At 61.4% G+C, this 18,801-nt stretch carries 19 protein-coding genes and 1 riboswitch; of the genes, 3 read left to right on the forward strand and 16 right to left on the reverse strand.

Going from position 1 to position 18,801, the window contains the following annotated elements; all coding sequences use genetic code 11:
- Nucleotides 1–107 precede the first annotated feature (107 nt).
- From DBAC_RS03900 to DBAC_RS03920, 5 genes are all read right to left on the reverse strand, one after another.
- Nucleotides 108–929: an ADP-ribosylglycohydrolase family protein gene (locus DBAC_RS03900; protein WP_015772982.1), complete on the reverse strand. Its 822-nt coding sequence runs from the start codon at nt 927–929 to the stop codon at nt 108–110.
- Nucleotides 916–1,194 carry a HypC/HybG/HupF family hydrogenase formation chaperone gene (locus tag DBAC_RS03905; RefSeq protein ID WP_015772983.1) on the reverse strand — a complete coding sequence of 93 codons (279 nt, stop codon included), beginning with the start codon at nt 1,192–1,194 and terminating at the stop codon, nt 916–918. The genes DBAC_RS03900 and DBAC_RS03905 overlap by 14 nt, the downstream gene beginning before the upstream one ends.
- 9 nt (nt 1,195–1,203) lie before the next feature.
- Entirely contained in the window at nt 1,204–1,689 is a 486-nt protein-coding gene (locus DBAC_RS03910; RefSeq protein WP_015772984.1) for a HyaD/HybD family hydrogenase maturation endopeptidase, read from the reverse strand.
- A gap of 99 nt (nt 1,690–1,788) precedes the next feature.
- Complete coding sequence (locus DBAC_RS03915) at nt 1,789–3,498, reverse strand: nickel-dependent hydrogenase large subunit (RefSeq protein WP_015772985.1); 1,710 nt, start codon at nt 3,496–3,498, stop codon at nt 1,789–1,791.
- Nucleotides 3,499–3,549: 51 nt separating this feature from the next.
- Entirely contained in the window at nt 3,550–4,509 is a 960-nt protein-coding gene (locus tag DBAC_RS03920) for a hydrogenase small subunit (RefSeq protein WP_015772986.1), read from the reverse strand.
- Nucleotides 4,510–5,037: 528 nt separating this feature from the next.
- Between DBAC_RS03920 and DBAC_RS03925 the strand changes: the two genes are divergently transcribed.
- Nucleotides 5,038–5,697, forward strand: a complete 660-nt coding sequence (locus DBAC_RS03925; RefSeq protein ID WP_015772987.1) for an NAD(P)H-dependent oxidoreductase — start codon at nt 5,038–5,040, stop codon at nt 5,695–5,697.
- 32 nt (nt 5,698–5,729) lie between these two features.
- Nucleotides 5,730–6,506, forward strand: coding sequence for a tetratricopeptide repeat protein (locus DBAC_RS03930; RefSeq protein ID WP_167320910.1), 777 nt, complete (start codon nt 5,730–5,732; stop codon nt 6,504–6,506).
- On the opposite strand, the gene DBAC_RS03935 is transcribed toward DBAC_RS03930, so the two are convergent.
- The 10 genes from DBAC_RS03935 to DBAC_RS03980 form a co-directional block, all read right to left on the reverse strand.
- Entirely contained in the window at nt 6,507–7,697 is a 1,191-nt protein-coding gene (locus DBAC_RS03935) for an MFS transporter (RefSeq protein WP_218915588.1), read from the reverse strand.
- Nucleotides 7,670–8,101: a GNAT family N-acetyltransferase gene (locus DBAC_RS03940; RefSeq protein ID WP_015772990.1), complete on the reverse strand. Its 432-nt coding sequence runs from the start codon at nt 8,099–8,101 to the stop codon at nt 7,670–7,672. The genes DBAC_RS03935 and DBAC_RS03940 overlap by 28 nt, the downstream gene beginning before the upstream one ends.
- 44 nt (nt 8,102–8,145) lie before the next feature.
- Entirely contained in the window at nt 8,146–10,389 is a 2,244-nt protein-coding gene (locus DBAC_RS03945) for a hypothetical protein (protein WP_015772991.1), read from the reverse strand.
- Nucleotides 10,390–10,552: 163 nt separating this feature from the next.
- The gene (gene thiE / locus DBAC_RS03950; protein ID WP_015772992.1) at nt 10,553–11,203 is read right to left on the reverse strand and encodes a thiamine phosphate synthase; all 651 of its coding nucleotides are present in this window, start codon (nt 11,201–11,203) and stop codon (nt 10,553–10,555) included.
- Entirely contained in the window at nt 11,200–11,823 is a 624-nt protein-coding gene (thiF, locus tag DBAC_RS03955) for a sulfur carrier protein ThiS adenylyltransferase ThiF (RefSeq protein ID WP_015772993.1), read from the reverse strand. The genes thiE and thiF overlap by 4 nt, the downstream gene beginning before the upstream one ends.
- Nucleotides 11,820–12,932: a 2-iminoacetate synthase ThiH gene (gene thiH / locus DBAC_RS03960; protein WP_015772994.1), complete on the reverse strand. Its 1,113-nt coding sequence runs from the start codon at nt 12,930–12,932 to the stop codon at nt 11,820–11,822. Before thiH ends, thiF begins: the two co-directional genes overlap by 4 nt.
- On the reverse strand, nt 12,929–13,720 hold the full coding sequence (locus tag DBAC_RS03965; RefSeq protein WP_015772995.1) for a thiazole synthase: 792 nt from the start codon (nt 13,718–13,720) through the stop codon (nt 12,929–12,931). The genes thiH and DBAC_RS03965 overlap by 4 nt, the downstream gene beginning before the upstream one ends.
- A gap of 58 nt (nt 13,721–13,778) precedes the next feature.
- On the reverse strand, nt 13,779–13,979 hold the full coding sequence (thiS, locus tag DBAC_RS03970) for a sulfur carrier protein ThiS (RefSeq protein ID WP_015772996.1): 201 nt from the start codon (nt 13,977–13,979) through the stop codon (nt 13,779–13,781).
- A gap of 84 nt (nt 13,980–14,063) precedes the next feature.
- A riboswitch (TPP riboswitch) is annotated at nt 14,064–14,165 on the reverse strand.
- Nucleotides 14,166–14,556: 391 nt separating this feature from the next.
- Complete coding sequence (locus DBAC_RS03975; RefSeq protein WP_015772997.1) at nt 14,557–15,864, reverse strand: histone deacetylase family protein; 1,308 nt, start codon at nt 15,862–15,864, stop codon at nt 14,557–14,559.
- Nucleotides 15,865–15,875: 11 nt separating this feature from the next.
- Nucleotides 15,876–17,537 (reverse strand): hydantoinase/oxoprolinase family protein, encoded by a 1,662-nt coding sequence (locus tag DBAC_RS03980; RefSeq protein WP_015772998.1) that lies wholly within the window; start codon nt 17,535–17,537, stop codon nt 15,876–15,878.
- Nucleotides 17,538–17,779: 242 nt separating this feature from the next.
- On the opposite strand from DBAC_RS03980, the gene DBAC_RS03985 reads away from it, so the two are divergent.
- Entirely contained in the window at nt 17,780–18,574 is a 795-nt protein-coding gene (locus tag DBAC_RS03985; RefSeq protein WP_015772999.1) for an inositol monophosphatase family protein, read from the forward strand.
- On the opposite strand, the gene DBAC_RS03990 is transcribed toward DBAC_RS03985, so the two are convergent.
- On the reverse strand, nt 18,575–18,781 hold the full coding sequence (locus tag DBAC_RS03990) for a hypothetical protein (RefSeq protein WP_015773000.1): 207 nt from the start codon (nt 18,779–18,781) through the stop codon (nt 18,575–18,577).
- Nucleotides 18,782–18,801 lie beyond the last annotated feature (20 nt).

Consider the following 18,801-nt stretch of genomic DNA (forward strand, 5'->3'; position numbering starts at 1 on the left):
TAAAGGCCGCGCAGGTCCGGATGTCAGGCGCGAAAAGGGGCGCAAAAGAACGCCGCAAGCATGATCATGCTACGGAGGCGGTTCGATTTTGGCAAGTTTCGAGGTTTTTAAATTTTGATGAGCTGATTTCCCATTTGTTTCAGCATGTTGCTGCGGGCCAGGCTTTGCCGCCAGACTTGAGGGATCTGGTTCCGGCCATACCATGCGCCGGCCAGTTGGCCGTATGCGGCCAAGGCGCGCGGGCCATGCGGGAAGCATTGAATGCTGCCCGCGGCAAAGGAATCGCTGTCGCGAAATGCGCTCATGGCCGCCTGCAGGGAGGCGGCGGCTCCAGATTCGGCTGGCCGGGGGGCATCCGAACACAGGTCGGCGATTTCGGGGCTGAGGTCTGGAAGCTGTGGCCGCAAAACCAGCGATTTGTCCGTGGAGTGCAGGGCCTCGAAAATCATGGCCGCCAGAAGCCGGCAGGCGTCCAGGCTCTGGCGGGATGAATGCGTGGTGGCGGTGGAGTTGACGCAGGCATCAAGCATTGTTTCCCGGGAATCCGTGAAATACATGACCACCGGCGCCACCCGGGCCAGACAGGCATCGCCCTGGGCCTGGCTCTCGTCCAGTGGATTCCAGGTGCGCTCGAAGCGCAGTATGGCCTGTTTGACGGTTTCGTCTATGAAGTCGCAGGTCTCGGTGGAACTCAGGTAGCCGTAGCGCAGCCAGCTCGTGTAGCGGACCATCTGATCGCGCTGGTCGACGCCGCCGATTTCGAGCAGGCTCTCGACTAGGCTGAGCGCCATGGACGTCCCATCGCCCCAAAGACCTGGAATGAGCGGCGCATTTTCGGATACACTGGCGGGGTTTGATCCTGCCAGCGCCTCGCAAACCGCGAGGCCGACCAGACTGCCGAGGGCCTTGTCCGAATCAGGCCTTGGCACGGTCAAGCTCCTCCTGCTCGTATTTGCGCTGCACTTCATCGTAGGCGTCGGCCAGTTCGCGCAGAATGGCCAGGGATTGCTGCGCCTCCAGCAGATCGAGCTTGCGGAGGGCGAACCCGGCGTGGATGATGACGTAATCGCCAAGGGCCGCCTCTCCGTCGAGGAGCATGAGGGAGGCTGTGACGAAGGTTTCGCCTTCGCCGACGCGGCATTGGGCGACGCCGTTTTCGATGGATTCAATTTTGGCAGGAATGGCCAGACACATGATGACTCCTTAGTTCGGGGTGCAGGTTCCGCCGACGGATTCGATTTCGCGGATGACGGACTCTATCATTACGGGCATGGACGAGACAGCCGCCGGCGAAAGTTCCAGGGCCATGGAATCGTAGTCGAAGGGCTCCATGCCGATGACCACGGCTTCGGGACGGTTTCCGACAATTTCGCACATGCCCAAGGTGTCGACAAGGTCGGTCTGATGCATGGAGTCGCGAAAGGCCAGGCTTTTACGCAGATCTTCGCCCAGGAGCCGGTAGACGGAGCCGGGCTTGTCGTCGCAGAGGACCGCGTCGCAGACGATCAGGTAGTCCGATTCGAGGATCGGCCCCATCAGTTTGGTGCCCAGGGTGCCGCCATCCATGAGGGTGACGTTGCTTGAGAATTTGAATTTTTCCTGCATCTGTTCAATGCAGCGCACCCCGATGCCCTCATCGGTGAAAAGAATATTGCCCACGCCAAGAACGAGAATGCGTTTTTCTGTCATGAACGTATCCATGTTTGAAGAATTAAAAAGAAATGCTACGCAAATTTGTGGGTTGCTTCAAGACAGGAAAGGGCCCCGATTTCGGGGCCCTTCATTTTTTTACAGGATCTTGAACTTGCGGACCTGATTGGTCTTGGAGTCGATGACGTGCACGCCGCAGGCGATACACGGGTCAAAGGAGTGCACGGTGCGCAGAATTTCCACCGGGCGTTCGGCATCGGCGATAGGCGTCCCGATGAGCGCTTCTTCCACTGCGGACATTTTGTTGTTGGAGCAGCGCGGTCCGAAGTTCCAGGTCGAGGGTACGACGAGTTGGAAGTTTTCGATCTTGCCGCCCTTGATCTTGATCCAGTGACTGAGCGCACCACGGGGAGCATTGACATAGCCCACGCCTTCGGCTTCGTCGGGCATGGTCCAGTCCTGGTAGATCTTGGTGTTGCCGCTCTTCACGTTCTCGGCCAGTTCGTTGACCCAGTCCATGAGCTTGTCGGCGATGACCTTGGTCTCGATGCCGCGAGCGGCCGTGCGTCCAAGGGTGGAGAAGAGAGCCGGGGCGCCGACGCCAAGATGACCGAGCACATAATCGACCAGCTTCTTCACTTCCGGATGTCCCTTGCCGTAGGCGATCAGAACCGTGGCCAGGGGGCCGGTTTCCATGGATTCGCCATTGTAGCGGGGGGCCTTCATCCAGGAATAGCGGTCGCGGTCCTCGTAGCTGGTGTACTGCGGCTCGGTCACGCCCGTGTATGGGTGGTGGGCCTTGTCGCCCTGATACCAGCTGTGGCGGACATGTTCCTCGATCAGCTTGGGATCGAAATTGCCGACTCCGGCGATGTTGCGGTTCATGATCACGCCCTGGGGAATCCAGCGGCTGTTCATGTCGCTGTCGACGGCGGGGAATTCGCCGAAGCTCAGGAAGTTGGTGGTGCCGCCGATGCCTGCCCAGTCCTTGTAGTAGGACGCCACGGCCAGCAGGTCCGGGATGTAGCATTCGTCGATGAACTGCTTGGTTTCCTGGAACAGGCCGACGAATTCGGCGATGCGTTCATCGGTGAGGCTTTCGTAACAGGTCACGCCGCCGACCACGGTGAACTGGGTGTGCGGGTTCTTGGCGCCGAAAACGGCCATGGCGCGGGCGGCCTTGACCTGCAGGTGCAGGGCCTCAAGGTAGTGCGCGGTGGCGATGAGGTTGACTTCCGCCGGCAGATAATAGGCTTTGTGTCCGCCCAGGAAGTAGGCGTTGGTGAAGATGCCGAGCTGGCCGGAATCGACCAGACCCTTGACCTTGTCCTGTACGGCTTTCAAATCTTCGGCCTTGGTCACGCGGGTCGAGATGGAGTTGGCGATGGACGCGGCCTTTTTGGGGTCGGCGGTCAGCGCGCCGGTGACATCCACCCAGTCCAGGGCGTGCAGGTGATAGAAATGCACGATGTGGTCATGCAGAAACTGGGCTGCCAGCACCAGGTTGCGGATAAGACGCGCGTTGTCGGGCAGATTCTTGTCCACGCCAACGGCATTGTCCACGCAACGGGTGGAAGCCAGGGCATGGGTGTAGGTGCAGACGCCGCAGGAGCGCTGGGTGAAATGCTGCGCATCGCGGGGATCGCGGCCTTTGAGGATCAATTCCAGTCCACGGAAAAGCTGGGAGCTGGACCAGACGTTGGTGACCTTGCCCTGGTCCACTTCGACTTCGATTTTGAGGTGCCCTTCGATGCGGGTAACGGGATCCACGATGATGGGTCCCTTGAAGGTTGTATCCATTGGGGTGGCGATAACACCCGGGGCTTGGTTGGGTTTGCAACCGGACATATGTACTCTCCTCTGATTTCAGTAAATGTTGAGCCTTGAGCAACAGCCTTCTTATGCTTCTTCGTAGAAGGGGGAAGCGGCGTCCCAGAAATCGGGTTCACTGCAGCCGATACATGGGTGGCCAGCCTGAACCGGCCAGTTCGTCTGGTTGAACTTGACCTTGGGGCAGTTGTTGTAGGTCATGGGGCCTTTGCAGCCGAGCTGGTACAGACACCAGCCCTTGCGGGCCTCTTCCGAATCAAAGGAGGGCGCGAACTCGCCGGCTTCGTAGTGGGGCAGGCGCTCGCACTGTTCGTGCACGGTTTCGCCGAAGAACATGATCGGCCGGTTGATGGAGTCCATTTCCGGGATGGCCAGGTTGTGGGTCAGGAGATGAACGATGGTTCCAACCAGGTTGTAGGGATTGGGCGGACAGCCGGGGACGTTGACGGCGTTGACGCCCAGATGCTTGAGTGCGTCGTTGACGCCCTTGGCTTCGGTCGGATTGGGGCTTGCGGCCTGAACGCCGCCGTAAGTGGCGCAGGTTCCGTAGGCGATGGTGGCGAGGGCTTTGGGCACGATTTCGGAGTTGATTTCAAGCATGGTGCGGCCACCTACCATACCGTAGATTCCGTTGTCCTTGGTCGGAATGCCGCCTTCAACGACACACAGGAAGCCGTTCGGGTTGTTTACGGCCTGATGCAATGCTTCTTCAGCTTTGTGACCAGAGGCAGCCATGAGGGTTTCATGGTAATCAAGGCTGATAGTGTCCAGAATCAGGTCGTCGATAAAGGGACGAACAGCGCGGAGAATGGATTCGGAGCAGCCTGTGCATTCCGCGTTATGCAGCCAGACCACGGAAGGACGCGTGGGAGAAGTCAGCGCCAGGGCGATTTTGTTGGCAAATGACGCCTCCATACCCATGACCGCAGCGATTGTGGTGCAGAACTTCATGAAATCTCGGCGGGAGACCCCACTTTTTTCCAACCGCTCTACGGCCCCGGGTTTGCCTAAACCTACAGAAACCTTCATAACACACCTCCATCAGTGTATGAATAAAAGACAGGTAACAATTGTTGTTGACCTGTCATGTCCACAATCAGCAAGGATGTTCGTCGAATTCGTGTTGTTGACCCGTGGTGTCCACAATCAGCAAGGATGTCCGGTGAATATTTCCTTTTCTTTCCCGTTACATGGCTCTGTATGGGAGGTCAATACGTAGTCTAAAAAAAATGATGTAGTATCACAGTTTTAGATATAGAAGGCGCCACGCATCACCGTGGCTGATTTGAATCCGTTGATGTTATTATTTCGATATGCGTGTTACCCGCGAGCAAGGAGTTCTCTCACGAAAGACGTGCGGATTACATTTTTTTATTTTCGTTATTTCGGCAGGTTGAGAGATTCTGTCCGGGCACGGGGGCGAAGGGATGGTCTTGGAATTGCCGGGAAAGGCTTTTCCCATTCTTGAACTTAGGCAAAAGCCTGCGTAGGGATATGATTGTCGTGCCACGATGGACCCCGCGCGCGTCCGTCAATCCCGTCGGAAGGAGTTGCCGTATGGACAAGCAGATCATTCTTGATGCCTTCATGTTTCGCCATGCATGCAAGGAATTTGACCCGGATATCAAGATTTCCGAAGAGGATTTTCTGTTTATCCTGGAAACCGCGCGTCTGTCTCCGAGCTCCTTCGGGTTTGAGCCGTGGCAGTTTCTGGTTGTCCAGGACATGAACTTTCGCATGAAACTCCTGCCCCACACCTGGGGTGGCAAGGGGCAGATTCCTACGGCGAGTCACTTCCTGGTTTGCCTGGCCATGAAAACGCCCCTGCTCAAGTTCGACAGCCTCGGCATCGCGGATTTCATGCGTCAGATCCAGGAATTGCCCGAGGATCGCATCACCGCGCGCACGGAATATTACGCCACGTTTCAGCAGTCGGATTTTCGTCTGCTGGACAACGACCGGGCCATGTTCGATTGGGCCGGCAAGCAGTGTTACATCGCCCAGGCCAATATGATGACGGCTGCGGCATTGATAGGAATCGACTCCTGTCCCATCGAAGGTTTTGCTCAGGACAAGGTGGACGAGGTGCTGGCTGAGGATTTCGGCGTGGATTTGAACGAGTTCGGGGTGGCCTACATGCTCGCGTTCGGGTATCGGGCCAAGCCTCCGAAGCGAAAGACGCGCAGGCCTCTGGAACAGATGGTCCGCTGGTTCTAGGTATACACTACATGTTGAAAGAAGAGAGCACAGTGGCTGAAGACTACAGCATCGCGGATGTTTCAAAATACTGCATGGCCACGGACCTGGGGCTTGAGTGCGTCTGCTCGAAGCGGTCCACGGTCAAGGTGGGCACGGGCAACACGGTCAAGAAGGAAGACAGCACCCTCTATTACTACGCCAAGCAGATTGATGACGAGCTCCTGGCCCTGCAGTCGCTCAATTCCAATTGGGCGCCTTCGGGTCCGGCTCTGGAAGTGACCATGCTTGAGCTGATCACCCAGTATCAGCCGGAAGTGGACATGTTTCTGAAGCAGGTCAAACCCGTCATCCAGAAAATCGCCAAGGCCGTGGCCAGGGGCGACCGGCACCGCAATAACGGGGAGCCCTATTCGGCCGCCATGGAGTACAACAACGCCCTGGGTCTGGATGAAAAAAACGTCCGGGCCTTGTTCGGTCTCGGGCTTACCTATCTGCAATACAATCAGCACGACAAGGCCCAGGCGGTTTTCGAGCAGCTCATCGCCCTGGACGGGTTTGCCTCGGCCGAATACAAACACCTCTTCAACCAGTTCGGAATAGAGCTGCGCAAGCAGGACATGCTGGATCAGGCCTGCCGTTATTATTCCCGGGCCATAGAGGTCTGCGCCACGGACGAAAACCTGTATTTCAACTTGGCCAGGGCCTTTGTTCATGGCGGCCGGGTCGGGGAGGCGGAAAATGCCCTGGAGAAGTGCCTGCGCATCAATCCCGGGCATGAGGAAGGGCGGAAGTTCAAAAAGTATCTTTGTTCCTTGTCGCTCAGTTGATCAGTGTCCCGTGCGGAGCTCGTAAACACCCACGCCCAGCAGCAGCGAGAGCATGATCAGGCCCGAGCCGGTCACGCCCATCCATCCGAAATGCTTGAACCCATGTCCCATGACCGTGATTCCCGCCGACCCGCCAAGATAATACCATAATATATAGAGCGAATTGGCCCTGCCTCGGCTGCAGGAGAGCTTGCGGTTCATGCTTCCCACCGCTGCGGCATGGATGGCGAAAAATCCGGCGCAGGCCATCCCAAGGCTCAGGCAGATCGTGACCAGGCTGGGCACATGGCTGAGCAGAAGCCCCGCCGCAAGGATGAGCGAGCCCAGGATCATGGTCAGGCCGTTGCCGAAGCGGTTGCTGAACGTGCCGGACAGGGGCGCGATGATCACGCCGACGATGTAGGTCAGGTACAAGAGGGTGATGAGGTTGGTGCCGGCCGAAAATGGCGGGGCGCTCAGGTAGAAGGGCAGATAATTGAAGGTGGCCCCGAAAACGAAGAGCGCCCCAAAGCCGACGGCAAAGGTGCGCAGCATGTCGGCCCGGCGCATGAGCTCAAGATAGCCCGGCCCGGTCCGGGTCACCTCGCCCGGCCGTTCTTCCCGGGGTAAGAGCAGAACCGCCGCCAGCGCCGTGGCCAGGACCATGACCGAGGCGGTGACGAAGGCGTAGCGCCAGTGCAGGGGCGGGTGCAGCCATCCGCCCAGCAGGCGGCCGCCCAGACCTCCGACCACGGTGGCGGAAACATAGGAGCCCATGACCACGTTCAGGCGCTCCACCGGCAGATTTCTGGCCAGATAGGTGGCCAGGCAGGTGGTCAGGGCCGGAATGAAGAGCCCTTGCAGCAGGCGCAAGGCGATGATGACATCGATGTTGTCGACCACGGCGCAGGCAATACCCGCTCCGGCGACCACGGTTCCGCCCAGGACGATGAAGGGTTTGACCGGGTACATGTCGGCCAGGCGTCCGAAGACCAGGGTCGAGAACGCCACGCCGAGGATGACCATGGACACGGTTTGGGCCGCCTTGGCGATGGAAATGCCGAACTCGGCCTGCAGCACCGGCAACACGGGCTGCACCAGATAGATGGTGGTGAAGCTGGCCGAAACCAGGGCGAAAACGAGAGCTTGCAAAGCCAGGGGCGAGATGCGCTTCAAGGCCAGGGTCATTGCGGTGCCGGGTCTCGCAGCCACATGTGCACGTGGGGGATGCCCGCTTCTTCAAACTCCTCTCCGCAGGCGGTGAAGCCGTGCCTGCGGTAGAAACCCGTGGCCCTGGTCTGGGCATGAAGCTCGAATCTGGAAAAGCCGTCTTTGCGGCACTGGTCCAGCATGAATTGCAGGAGCTTTGCGCCCACTCCCCGGCCTCGCCAGGCGCGGCGCACGGCCAGACGTTGAAGGAAGGCCCGGTCGCCCTGGTAGCGGATGCGGCCGCAGGCCACGGGCTCGCCGTCTATTTCCCCGATAACGTGCACGGCCGCAAGATCGTTCCCGTCCATTTCATCGGCATGCGCGATGCCCTGTTCCTCCATGAAAACGATGGCCCGGACCATGAACACCTGGAGCAGGCCGTCTAGTGTGTGTACGCGTTTGAACATGAACTTTCCTGAGCGCCGGGCTGCTCTGCCCGGCGCGGTATCGGCTATTTATCCGGCGCGGTCGTCTGGTTTGCCGGGAGCTGCGTTTGCGCCGGGGCTTCCAGCGTGGCATTGCTTTGCTGGCTTGAGAAAAGCGGGAATGCGTTAACAAATATCCGCTGGATGTAGCCCTTGTCCCAGGCCATCCCGAGAGCCATGAAAAGGGCCAGCACCACGGCCCATTTCTTCCACGGCGTCTTTTTTTCCGCAAAGGGGTCGACCGTTGACCGCTTGGCGCCCACGGGCAATTCGGCCAGCGTGGTCAGGGTGGCTCCGAAGGGGATGTTGATGCGCGCCTTGGTGTTCACGGCCCATCCGCCGGCATCGAGTATGGGGGCCAGATTGCGCTGGCGGAGTTTCAAATAGGCGATGATCATGGACGGACCCGAAATCATGAGGATGATTCCGCCGATGACCAGCGGCATCTGCCATATGGCCATGTTCAGAAATCCGCTCATGACCGAGGCCATGGCCGTGCCGATGGCACCCAGGGCCAGGCCGATAGCTGCGAAAATGCCGGCGAATTTGCCCACGTCGAAAGGCGTCGGGGGCTTGGCAGGATCGGCGCCTGTCCCGATGCCGGACAGTTTCGATCCGGCGGCCGCATCCACTGCGCTGTCCTTGGCCGCGGCGAATTTCGCGATCTGCTCCCCGATCATGCGGCCGAAGCGCTTGTAGGGGGAAAGGAACGCCTGGCGCACGCTGATGGGGTGTTCGATGATCTTGATGATGGTCGCATCCCAGTCTTCGCCGGTGCGGTCATAGAAAATGCCGTTGCGGCCGACCATGAGGTTGTCGGAGTCGCCGCCGGTGAAGGCCGCCGCGATGTGCATCTGTTCCGTGCTGCCTCGCCGCGTGCAGCGGCAATAGGTGAGATAGGTCTGGCTCAGGACGGCCAGGGTGGCATGCGTGTCGGGATTGGCCACGCGCACGCAGAGTTCGCAGGCCCGGCCGTCCAGATACAGGGTGCCCGCCTGGAAGATGGCCTTGCGGTCTCGGGCGTAGAAATCGCGGAACGCTACGAAGTTGTTGAGCAAAACAACAAGATCTCGGGTGAAGTGCACAAGGCGCGTCACCCCTTCAAAACTCTCCACCTGTTCGGCCAGGCTCAAATCCTCGGCGATGATTTTTTCCAGTTCCTTGCGGCTGTCGCCATCAAGAAGGTCCTGAAGACGCCGGCTATCCAGGCTTTCCACCTCTGCCCCGGCCTTGGCGGCCAGCCAGGCCTCGTGCGCCTCAAGAGTCGATTTGATCCTCTCCCACTGAGACTGCTCCAGGGTATCCACATCGCCGAAAAGCGGGATAACCACCAGGGTCTTGAATGTCGCCAGGGCCTGCGCCCAGGCGGGATTGACGCCTGTCTCAAGGGGCAGCGGGCGACCCGCCTCGATTCGCGCCAGCGGGAAGTGCTCCAGATCCGTGTCCAGACGCAGTTCATGGGGCGATATGGCCTCGTAGGCGAGCAGCGCGGGGTTCAGGGCGTCCTCGGCCTTGGGATCGAAGGCGGCCAGATCGCAGCGGATGAAATAATCACCGAGCTTGACCCGCAAGCTGTTGACGATCTCCCGCGCCGCCGTGGTGTTTTCCCCGAAGGGCAGGATCGTCTGCGCATTTTCCTGCGCCTGGCGCAGCCACTCCACGTAGAGGGCGGCGGCCTGATAGAACGCCTCGACCTGCTCTGCCGAGATGCCTGGCGCGCCGCCGCGATCCTGCACGCTGCCTACGCAGGTCATGATTTCTTCGATGAGAATTTGCGTGGCCTGATCGCGAGCCGAAATGGGCGTGATCACCCCGTCGCCGTTGAAGGGGGATTCGTGCAGCAGGGCCTCTGTGCCGGCCACGTGCTCGATGGTGATGGCCTCCGCTCCTTCCTGCCCCAGAAAATTCTGGATCTGCCTGGCTGAGGCCAAAAGCCGCCGACCTTCAGGGATGGAATCGTCGATGGCTGCGAGCGGCAAGGAGGAGCTTCCGGCCATAACCGGACGAAGGTCGCGCAGCATCGTACAGACCCAGTCCACGGCATCCAGGATCTCGGGGACCCTGACCCGCCCGTCGTCATTGGTGTCGAGCATGGCCAGGGTGCGCGGATCGAATTCAAGCCCGTCGACCGGACAACTTAAGGCCGCCCACAGCTTCTGATCCAGTTCGCGCAGATGTAAAAGGTCTTCGGCGGTGTCGAGCCGGACCTGGTCAAAACCGCCGAGGCGGAAAAAACGCCAGCGGTGAGAGGAAGGCGATCCTGTGTCCATGCAGTGCTCCTTGCGTGACGACATTCGGGGTGCGACGGTGCGGATATTTCTTACGCTCAACACGGAGCCGATATCAAGGACGAAGTCCGTCATACGAGGAGCGTATACCCCTGTCGTGAAGTTTGAGGCCCGTGGCCGACAGCCTGTTTTCGCGGGTGCGGATTCAACCGTGAAGAATGCGTGTCAGTGCGGCTATCTTGCCCCGGATATCGGCGGCGGCCGTGATTTCGGTGACCAGCGCCATGCAGCGGGCGCCGTGGGCGGCCACCTCGGCGAGGTTGTGCTCCTTGATTCCGCCGATGGCGACAAAGGGCAGGTTCAGATTGCCCGCAACGAAATCCAGGTATGCAAAGCCCACGGGCGCGCACACGTCTTCCTTGGTCTGGGTCGCGAATATCGGTCCTACGCCGATGTAATCCGCCCCCCGGGCTTCGGCCGCAAGGCCCTGTTCCGGGGAATGGGTCGAGAGGCCGATGGCCATGTTTTCGCCCACCAGGCTCCGCACGGCCTCAAGCGGCAGATCCTCCTGCCCCACATGCACCCCGTCGGCTCCGACCAGCAGCGCCAGATCTATGTCGTCATTGACGATGAAGGCCGCGCCCGCCTCGCGGGTCATGGCGCGCAAGTGCAGGCATTCCTCGTATTTGAGTCCCATCTTTTTCGTCTTCTCGCGGTATTGGATGATGCGTATTCCGCCGTCCAGCATGGCCTGGACCACGTCCGCGTTGCGGCGTCCAAGGGAGAATTTCTCAGCTGTCAGGCCGTACAGGCCGCCGATCCGCATCAAGCTGGTCACAAGCTCGCGTCCGTTCATGTCCGATCCTTATAAAGAGTGTGAAAATGCTTTAGAATCAGGTCGGCCTGCATGGCCGCCGCCATGCCCACGCCGGGGGACATGGGCGGATTCGGGATGTCGCACGGCGTCCTGTGGTCGCCGACAATGACGAGGCCCGGCCGCACGGTCCTGACCGTCATGCTCCCGGCGCGGCCGAACCCGCCGATCCCCGATGCGCCGACCACCAGCCGGACTAAGCCCGTCATGGTCTCGACGATGAGCTTCTTGGCGCGCGGGTCGTCCACGGCCTCGACCACGGCGTCGCAGGATCCGAAAAGGGCGGGCATGTTCTCGGCGTTCACGTGAAGATGATGGGCCGTGATCCTGGCCGCCGGATTTATGGCCAGCAGGTTGTCCCGCAGGGCCAGGGCCTTGGGGCGTCCGACCTGCGCCAGGACGAAATGCTGGCGGTTCAGATTCGAGGGTTCCACCGAGTCCGCGTCGGCCAGAATCAGATTCGCGAATCCGCAGCGGACCAGATGCACGGCGCAGTTGGAACCGAGCCCCCCAGCTCCGATGATTCCAATCGTTACGGAGCGCAGGAACGTCAGGAAGTCCTCGTCCAGATAGCGCCCAAGGCCGTGCTCGAAGGTGTTCACGCGCTCCCCTCCAGCGGCTCCCAGTCTTTGAAGACGGCCTGGTATCCGCGAGCGCGCAACGACTCCTTCATCTCGTCCACGCTGCGCGCATCGGAGATCTCGAACTGCCCGGTTTCGGCGGGTTTGGCGTGCCCGCCCACGGCGGTGCTGACTCCCGCCGACATGCGCGTCACGCCCAGCGGCAGGATGTTGTCGCGAAAATCCGGCGCTTCACGGGTGGAGATGGTGATGGACAGGCGCGGCAGGAAGATGCGCAGGGCGGTCATGGCCTGCACCAGTTCCCGGTCGGAAACAATGCACGCCGGTTGAAACGCTCCGGCATGGGGGCGCATGCGCGGCAGGGACACGGCCACATCCACGCCGGGGTAGCGCTTTTGCAGCCAGGCCGCGTGCAGGCCGGTGGCGTAAATTTCCTGCCGCCAGTCGGTCAGGCCCAGCAGCGCGCCGATGTTGACCACGCGCATGCCCGCCTCGGCTCCGCGTTGCGGGGTGTTCAGGCGGAAGGCATAGTCCCGCTTGGGTCCGGCCGGGTGCAGCTGGGCATAAAGGACCGGGTCGTAGGTTTCCTGAAACACGGTCAGGCCGTCCACGCCCGCCTGCACCAGCCTCGCGTAATCAGCCGTTTCCATGGGATAGACTTCCAAGGAAATGGACGGAAACAAGGGGCGCAGGACCCGCACGCACGCTTCCAGATACTCAACGCCCGCCTTGCGCGGGGCCTCGCCGGTCAAAAGGAGCAGATGCTTCAGGCCCGTGGCGGCGATGGCCTGTCCTTCCGCCCGGACTTCATCGAGGCTGAGCTGGGTGCGCGGGATCGTGTTCGGGGCCGCGAACCCGCAGTAGCGGCAGTGGTTGGCGCAGTGGTTGGAGACGTAAAGGGGAGTGAAGAGGCTGATGGTGCGGCCGAAATTGCGCAGGGTCAGCGCATGGGCGCGTCTGCCCATGGCCTCCAGATGCGGGGCCGCCGCCGGGGAGAGCAGGGCCAGGAATCCGGACGCGTCGACGCGCTCCTGGCCGACAACGCGGCGCACGTCATTCCCGCGCACGGCCTCGAAATGCGGCTGCAGGGGCGTTTGGCTCAGGCGCAGGGCCTCGGGCAGGAAGCTCATGATGCGCCTTCCGTCTGGTCCAGAAATCCGGTCAGGGGCGAGGAAGCCTGCGCCAGGGTGGCGACGGCTCCGGGCCCGGCCAGCCAGGCTTCGCGGCCCGCGGCCACTGCCCGCCCGAAAGCCCGTCCCATGAGCACGGGGTCCGCAGCCGTGGCGATGGCCGTGTTGACCAGGCAGGCCGCCGCCCCCATCTCCATGGCCTGGCACGCCTGGCTGGGAGTGCCGATCCCTGCGTCGACAATGATGGGCAGCTCCATCTCCTCGATGAGGATGCGGATCATCTCTTCGGTTCGAAGGCCCCGGTTGGTGCCGATGGGCGCGCCCAGAGGCATGATCGCCGCCGCTCCGGCGTCTGCGAGGGAGCGGGCCACATAGAGGTCGGGGTTCATGTACGGCAGGACCACGAATCCCTCATTGGCCAGGATTTCCGTAGCCTTGGCAGTCTCATAGCCGTCGGGCAGGAGGTAGCGGTTGTCGGAGATGACTTCGATCTTGACCCAGTTCCCGCAGCCCATGGCCCTGGCCAGACGGGCAATGCGCACGGCCTCGTCGGCGTTGCGCGCCCCGGAGGTGTTGGGCAACAGGGTCATGTGGGGCGGGATGTGGCGCATGACGTTGTCGGCCTTGCCATCCAGGTCCACCCGGCGCAGGGCCACGGTGATGACCTCGGAGCAGGAGGCTTCGCACACCGGCGCGATGAGCGCGTCGTTTCCGTACTTGCCCGTGCCGGTGAAGAGGCGGCTGCCAAGGCGCTTGCCGCCGATTTCGAAAATATCGGTATGATTCATGTTGGTTCTCGCTGTTTGCGGTGTGAAGGATGTGCAGCTCGCCAAGGCCGGGACAGGGTCAGCCTCCGCCGACAAAGCTCAGCAGTTCGAGCCGGTCGCCGGCGCTCAGGCTGGTGGACTCGAATGTATCGCCGGGTACGATGTTCTGGTTCAGTTCGGCTACGACCACGGATGGATCGAGGTTCATGGAAAGGAGCAGCTCGTGCAGGGTCCGGCCGGGCTCGATATCCTGCGTGCGTCCGTTGACGGTGATGTGCATGGTTGCCTCCGCGTTGTGGTGCAAGCGGGAGGGGGGGCGCAAAAAGAAAACCGCGCCGGGGAGGGCGCGGTTCGATGAATGGGTGTTTTCCGGAACCAGCTTCCCTACGGCAGCATGATCTGCGTCAGGTCGTAAGGGTCGGGAACGTGTCCCCTCTCAGCCCATCGGGCTCCCCCAGCTTGTGAGGTCGGACGATATGCGGATTGGGCGGGGTTGTAAAGGTGGCGGGGGAGGCGGACAAAGCCGAGATAGTTTGTTGCGAAGACAGATCAGGCAGGCCAGGCAGGTCAGGCGTGGCGTTGCGGGGTGTTTCGGACAAGGGCCGCCGAAACTCCCTCTCCGGCCTCGTAGAGTTCAGCCGTCGCCCCTCTGAACAGCGGTCCGTGCTTCGGGCGGGACGCGACGACTGAACAAACGAGGCCTGGATCGGTCAGACAGTCGGCGGCCCTTGCCCGAAACACCCCGCAACGCTGCCGTACGTTTGAGGCTCCGTCGTTGCGTTGTAAAGACAGGACTGTTTTGGTGTGAAGCGGGAGCGGGGTGACCGGGCAGAGGCGGAGCCTCGGCCCGGTACCGATTACTTGGCGTATTCGTAGCGCTTGGTCACGCGGTCTGAGAGTTGGGCGTAGGCGAATCCGGCCTGGCGGGATTTGGTGAAACGTTCTTCGGCTTCCTGACTGCACATGTCGCAGCCCTGGACCGGGACGTGCAAGCCTAGAGATTTTGGCGTCTTGGCGGTTTCGCTCTCGACGACGAGGAGGCCCGGACAGTGCGGACAGTCCTTCAGGCGCTCGACCTGGGTCTCGGTGATGTCATCGGTGTCGTAGTAGATGGAGCGGCGGCGCACGAAATATCCGCTTTCACGCACGGCCTCCGAGGGCCGGGGGTTGAAGTAGACCTCGGGCAGCTGGTCGCACAGGGCCGCGAGATAGTCGATGGTGGATTTCTGTTCGCGGATTTTTTCGCGGTCCAGGTCAGGTTCCTGCACGGCGGAGAAATCCACCCCGGCCAGGGCCAGGCTGATGCCCAGATTGACGTAGGGCAGCGCTCCCTTGATGGCGTACCCGCCTTCGAGCACGGCGATGTCCGGTTTGAGCATCTGAGTCAGCTTCGCATACCCCTGGGCCGTGAAGTTCATGTTGGTGATGGGGTCGGAGAAGTGGTTGTCCTGTCCGGCGGAGTTGATGATCAGGTCCGGCTTGAAGTGATCGAGGATGGGCATGACGATGCGTTCCACGGTCATGAGATACCCTTCGTCCGAGGTGCGCGGGGGCATGGGCACGTTGATGGTCCGGCCCAGGGCCTTGGGGCCTCCGGATTCCGAAGGGAAGCCCGTGCCGGGGTAGATGGTGCGGCCGTCCTGGTGCAGCGAGATGAAAAGCACGTCCGGGTCATGCCAGTAGATGTCCTGGGTGCCGTCGCCGTGGTGGCAGTCCGTGTCGATGACGGCCACGCGCAGGTTGCCGTAGTGCTCGCGGATCCACTCGATCATGACCGCTTCGATGTTGATGTTGCAGAAACCCCTGCTGCCGTGGACCGTACGCATGGCGTGGTGTCCGGGAGGGCGGACCACCGCGAAGGCGCGTTGCCTTTCCTTTTGCATGACCAACTGGGCGGCGCGGATCACGCCCCCGGCGGAGATGAAATGGGAGTCGGTGCAGACCGACTGCACGCTGGGGAAACAGAAGTGGGCGCGCATGATGTCTTTTTCCTCGGCCACCAGGGGGCGGTATTCGCGGATGCCCTCGATGTCGAAGATGCCCTCTTCCCGGAACTGGTCCTGGGTGTAGAGCAGACGCTCCTCCCGCTCGGGGTGGGTGGGGGAGATGGCCCAGTCGAAGGCCGGGAAGAATATGATGCCGAGGCTTGATTGTGCGGTGAGCATGGTCCCTCCGTTCAGGATGCCAGGGTGGTGATGACGCCGGGGCGCATCTGGCAACGGACGCGGATGTTGCGGCCGATGGTGTAGTGTCCTTCGACCATGTTGAAGGCGTCGGCCTGGATGACCTGGATGTCGCCGTCCTCGGCCGGAATGCCCTGGCGGTCCAGTTCGGCCCGCAGCAAGGTGGTGGCGTCGTGCACGGCCTCTTCCAGGGTGTAGGTGCGCTTGACGGTCTTGTGAATGCCAAGGCCCGGCACCGTGAAGCTGCCGCGCGAGGTGTCCACGGTCAGGACCAGGGACTGGGTCGGCCGGGTCAGGCACGCGCCGATGGCGTTGGCCACCTCGGCGTGCCTGGGGGCCACCACGGGCAGGCCGAAAGTTTCTTCCAGGAGCGGGGCCATGGCCACGGCCGGCCCGCCGATGACCAGGATGCTTGCGGGGCGCACCACCCGGTCCTCCAGAATTTCCTGGATGGTGTAGACCGGACGGGCATTGATGGCCGTCAGGAAAGCGGAAACCCTTTTCTTCAGGATGTCCATGGCCAGGCTGACAGCCTGTTCGGCGCACTCGCGGGCGGAGAGGCCCTGGATCATGGCCACTTCCTTGATGCCCTTGGCCGAACGTTCGCGGTCGCCGAAGGAGGCGTGGCCGAGGACGTTCATGGCGTCCATGAGCGCCGGGGCGGGGCCGCCGGCAGCCATGCACGGGCCGTGGCGATCGGGTCCGACCCGCAATTGGCCATCGCGGGAGCTGATGAACGAGTCTCCGCCGATGCCGATGGATTCGACCTTGAGTGCCCGCACCAGGGTCGGGTGTTCGCCGATGGAGATGCCGTCGCGCTCAAGCAGGGGCACGCCGTCGAGCAGTACGGCCATGTCCGTGGTCGTGCCGCCGATGTCGAGGATCAGCGCGTCCTCGGTCACCGGAGAGGTGCTGAGGATACCCATGACCGAGGCTGCCGGGCCGGAAAAGATGGATTGCACCGGAATTTCCCGGGCCAGCTTGAGCGGCATGGTCCCGCCGTCGGCCTTGACGATGTTGATGTCGGCCTGAATGTTCAAGTCTTTGAGGCTTTGCTCCAGGGCGTCGGCAAAGGCGTTGAAGGTGCGCCATACGGCGGAATTGTAATAGACGGTGCTGATGCGCCGCCCGAAATTCAGCGATTCGGACACGCGGTGTCCCTGGGTCACGAAATCGCCTTGAGGGGCGAGGGCCTCGGCAATAACCGTTTCCTGTTCCGGGTTGCGGGTGCAGAACTTGCCCACCACCCCGTAGACGCGGATGCCTTCTTCGCGGCAGCGCGCGGCCATGGGTTTGATCTGATCCACCCGGGCCTTGGCGGAGATGGCTCCGCGATGGTCAACGCAACCGGACAGGATATGGTACTGACTGCCCAGCGCGTAAGCGTTCGCGTCTATTCCCGGTCCGGGAATGACGAACATGCCCACTTTCTCGGTGTGGCCGGTGACGATGGAGTTGGTGGACAGGGTAGTGCTCAGGTTGATGGTGCGGATTTCCGCGCCTTTGCAATCTTTCAGGATGGCGCACAACGCCTCGGTGATGGTCGCGAGCAGGTTGTCGTGATCCGTGGGGACCTTGGCCATGGCTTCCACCCGGCCGTCCCGGATGCAGACGCCGTCCGTGTGGGTTCCTCCGACATCGATTCCGATAAGCATAAGTCCCATCCTTGGGCTGACTGTTGGCTGCGACGGTTGCTGCGGCTCCCGGAGGTCTCAGCGGTTCTTCAATGATCTTGAGGCTGAGGCTTCGGGCTTGTGTTTTTTCCAGGTCTGTCGCACCCCCGGAGCGGGAACAAAAAGGCGGGGCGCAGGCAAGAAACACAAGTTGCTTTTTCAAGTTGCATATTTACCGGACTGAAGACGAAGCGCAAGCAGAATTCAGTAAAAGGAGGGAAATCATGGATAAACAGTTGGTGAACGGTTTTTTGGCCTGTGTCCGGCAGGCAGGCGGCGTGGTGCGTACGCAGTGGAACGACGCCAAGGAGATCACCTTCAAGGGGCGCATCGACCTGGTCACCCAGACCGACCTGGCCGTGGAGAAGCTGCTGCTCGCGGGCTTGCCGGCATTGCTTCCCGGGTCCACTGTCCTGGCCGAGGAATCGCATGAGTCCCTTGATCCCGGCGCGTTGACCTGGATCGTGGATCCGGTGGACGGCACCACCAACTACGCCCACGGTCTGCCCATCGTGGCCGTGTCCGTGGCCCTGTGGAAGGATGGGCAGGTTGCCCTTGGCGCGGTCTATGTGCCTATGCTTGAAGAACTTTTTTGGGCCGTGCGCGGCCAGGGTGCGTTTTTGAACGGAACGCGCATCGGCGTCAGCACGGAAGGGAATATGCAGAATTCCCTCATCGCCACTGGGTTTCCGTATTCCTTCTATACCGAGGTGGATCAGATCTGCCTGCGGCTGCGGCGGGTGCTGCTGGCCTCCCAGGGCATCAGGCGTCTGGGTTCGGCGGCCGTGGATCTGGCCTATACGGCCTGCGGACGGTTCGAGGGTTACTACGAGACCGGGCTCAAACCCTGGGACACGGCGGCCGGATGGCTCTTGGTGGAAGAAGCAGGAGGGACGGTCAGCGGACTGGACGGCGACTACGGTCTTGGCGGCCACATGATCGTGGCCACCAACGGCTCCATTCATAATGAACTGCTGGCCTTGCTCCGGCTTGAGGGCGCAGCGGACTGCGCCTGCTGATCAGATGCCGACTTTCAGGGAAGAGGAAAGCGGGATGAGGTCTCCCTTGGAGTTGTAGAGCGATTCGTTTTCCGCACCTTCGCCGAACGTATCGTTGTCCTGGGCCGGGTTCCTCTGTTGTCTCTTCTTCTGGTGTCCCGTGTCCCAGGACAGCTGGCCTTCCCGCCATCTTCCCTGAGCTTCGGGTTTATCCACGCGTAAACTCATCTTCGCCTCCTCGGCCTTCC

It is taken from the genome of Desulfomicrobium baculatum DSM 4028 (assembly GCF_000023225.1).
In the GTDB taxonomy this organism is placed as follows: Bacteria; Desulfobacterota; Desulfovibrionia; order Desulfovibrionales; family Desulfomicrobiaceae; genus Desulfomicrobium; species Desulfomicrobium baculatum.